General features: G+C 63.4%; 2 protein-coding genes. Both read left to right on the top strand.

Annotation, left to right across the window (positions count from 1 at the left end; genetic code table 11):
- The coding region (gene sufB / locus E3T42_RS10345) for a Fe-S cluster assembly protein SufB (RefSeq protein WP_134366859.1) at positions 1-1,410 on the top strand (1,410 nt) is incomplete at its 5' end.
- A 32-nt stretch (positions 1,411-1,442) separates the two neighbouring features.
- On the top strand, positions 1,443-2,606 hold a 1,164-nt coding region (gene sufD, locus E3T42_RS10340), incomplete at its 3' end, for a Fe-S cluster assembly protein SufD (protein WP_370262240.1).

The following is a 2,606-nucleotide window of genomic DNA, read 5'->3' as shown; positions in this document are numbered from 1 at the left end:
GTCCTGCTTGACCGCCCCGAACTTGCGGGGCTCGGTACGTACGAGTTTGGTTGGTCCGATTCCGATGCGGCGGGCGCGTCCGCCAGGCGCGGGGTTTCGCCGGAGGTCGTGACCGATATTTCGCGGTTGAAGAACGAGCCGGACTGGATGTTGCAGCGGCGGTTGAAGGCGTTGGAGTTGTTCGAGCGGAAGCCGATGCCGACGTGGGGCGCGGATTTGTCCGGGATCGATTTCGACAACATCAAGTACTTTGTGCGGTCCACGGAGAAGCAGGCCCAGACCTGGGAGGACCTGCCCGACGACATCAAGAACACCTACGAGAAGCTCGGTATCCCGGAAGCGGAACGTAACCGCCTGGTGTCCGGTGTGGCCGCGCAGTACGAGTCCGAGGTGGTGTATCACCAGATCAATGAGGAGCTCGAGGCGCAGGGTGTCATTTTCATGGACACCGACACGGCGTTGAAGGAGCACCCGGAGATTTTCCAGGAGTATTTCGGCACGATCATCCCGTCGGGGGATAACAAGTTCGCGGCCCTGAACACGGCGGTGTGGTCGGGGGGTTCGTTCGTGTATGTGCCGCCGGGCGTGCATGTGGAGATTCCGTTGCAGGCGTATTTCCGGATCAACACGGAGAACATGGGCCAGTTCGAGCGCACGTTGATCATTGCCGATGAGGGCAGTTATGTGCACTACATCGAGGGCTGCACGGCTCCGATCTATTCGTCTGATTCGTTGCATTCGGCGGTGGTGGAGATCGTGGTGAAGAAGAACGCCAGGGTGCGGTACACGACCATTCAGAACTGGTCGACGAATGTGTACAACCTGGTCACGAAGCGGGCCACGGCGGGCGAGGGCGCCACGATGGAGTGGATCGACGGCAATATCGGGTCGAAGGTCACGATGAAGTACCCGTCGATTTATTTGCTGGGGGAGCATGCCAAGGGTGAGACGTTGTCGGTGGCGTTCGCGGGTCCGGGTCAGCATCAGGATGCGGGCGCGAAGATGATCCACATGGCCCCGTATACGCAGTCCTCGATCGTGTCGAAGTCGATTGCGCGGGGTGGTGGCCGGTCGGGTTACCGGGGTGAGGTGCGGGTGGATGCCACGGCGCATCACTCGGCGAACACGGTGCGGTGTGACGCTCTGCTGGTGGATACGCAGTCGCGGTCTGACACGTATCCGGCCATCGATATTCGGGTGGATGATGTGCAGCTGGGTCATGAGGCCACGGTGTCTCGGGTCAGTGAGGAGCAGTTGTTCTATCTGATGAGTCGGGGGATGCCCGAGGATGAGGCGATGGCGATGATCGTGCGTGGGTTCATCGAGCCCATTGCGCGGGAGCTGCCGATGGAATACGCCCTGGAACTCAACAAGCTCATTGAAATGGGCATGGAAGGATCGGTCGGCTGATGTCCGCCGTCGCAGCACCACTGAATACAGCCATGCCCGCTTCTGAAGCGATGCCGACATCTGAACAGCACGGCATCAAGGAGCACTCGGACGGCCGCTTCGGCTTCGTCCCCGTGCAGACCCGCAACGACCGGTTCACGAGCGTCGACGTCGCCGACTTCGCACCCGTCACGGGGCGGGAAGCGGTCTGGAAGCTCTCCCCGGTGAAGAAGTTCACCGACCTGACCGCGGGGGTCCTGGACGGGTCCGTGTACCCGATCGAATCGACCGATGTTGCCGGTGTCGACGTCGCCTGGGTCAACCGGGATGATTCCCGGGTCGGCGCCGCCGGCGCCCCGGAGGAGCGCGCCGCCGCGAACGCGTGGTCCAGTTTCGAGCGGGCCCTCGCGATCACGATCAGTGGGGAAGAGGCCAAGGAGGTCACCCTCACCCGGTCCCAGTTGGGTGCGGGGCCGCGGGCCGCGCACACGATCATCGAGGCGAAACCGTTCAGCCGGGCCACGATCATCCTCGAGAACACGGGCGAAGCCCGCCTGAGTGAGAACGTGGAGATCATCCTGGGGGAGTCCGCGAACCTGACGGTGGTGAGCCTGCAGGAATGGGGCGACACTGCCGTGCACCTGACCAACCATTTCGCATCCGTCGGCCGGGACGCGCGCCTGAAGCATGTGGTCGTGAGCCTCGGCGGCAGTATCGTGCGGGTGAATCCGTCGGTGCGGCTGGCCGGGGAGGGGTCGGACACGGATTTGTTGGGCCTGTATTTCGCTGACGCGGGTCAGCACCTGGAGCAGCAGGTGTTCGTGCATCACGACGCGCCGAACAGTCGCAGCCGGGTCACGTACAAGGGGGCGTTGCAGGGCCAGGGCGCCCGCACGGTGTGGATCGGTGACGTGCTCATCGGGCGGAACGCGGCGGGCACGGACAGTTACGAGCAGAACCGCAACCTCGTGTTGACCGAGGGCACCCGGGCGGACTCGATCCCGAACCTGGAGATCGAGACCGGCGATATCAAGGGTGCCGGGCACGCGAGTGCGACGGGTCGGTTCGATGATGAGCAGTTGTTCTACCTGCAGTCCCGCGGCATCACGGAAGACGAGGCGCGGCGTCTGGTCGTGCGCGGCTTCCTCAGCGAGATCGTGCAGCAGATCGGATCCCCCGCCCTCGAAGACCGCCTCCAACTGGCCATCGAAGCAGAA

The sequence above is a fragment of the Cryobacterium sp. TMT4-10 genome (genome assembly GCF_004403275.1).
Classification (GTDB): Bacteria; Actinomycetota; Actinomycetes; order Actinomycetales; family Microbacteriaceae; genus Cryobacterium; species Cryobacterium shii.
The sequence above is the reverse complement of the archived record's forward strand: the minus strand, read 5'-3'. Positions and strand labels throughout refer to the sequence as shown.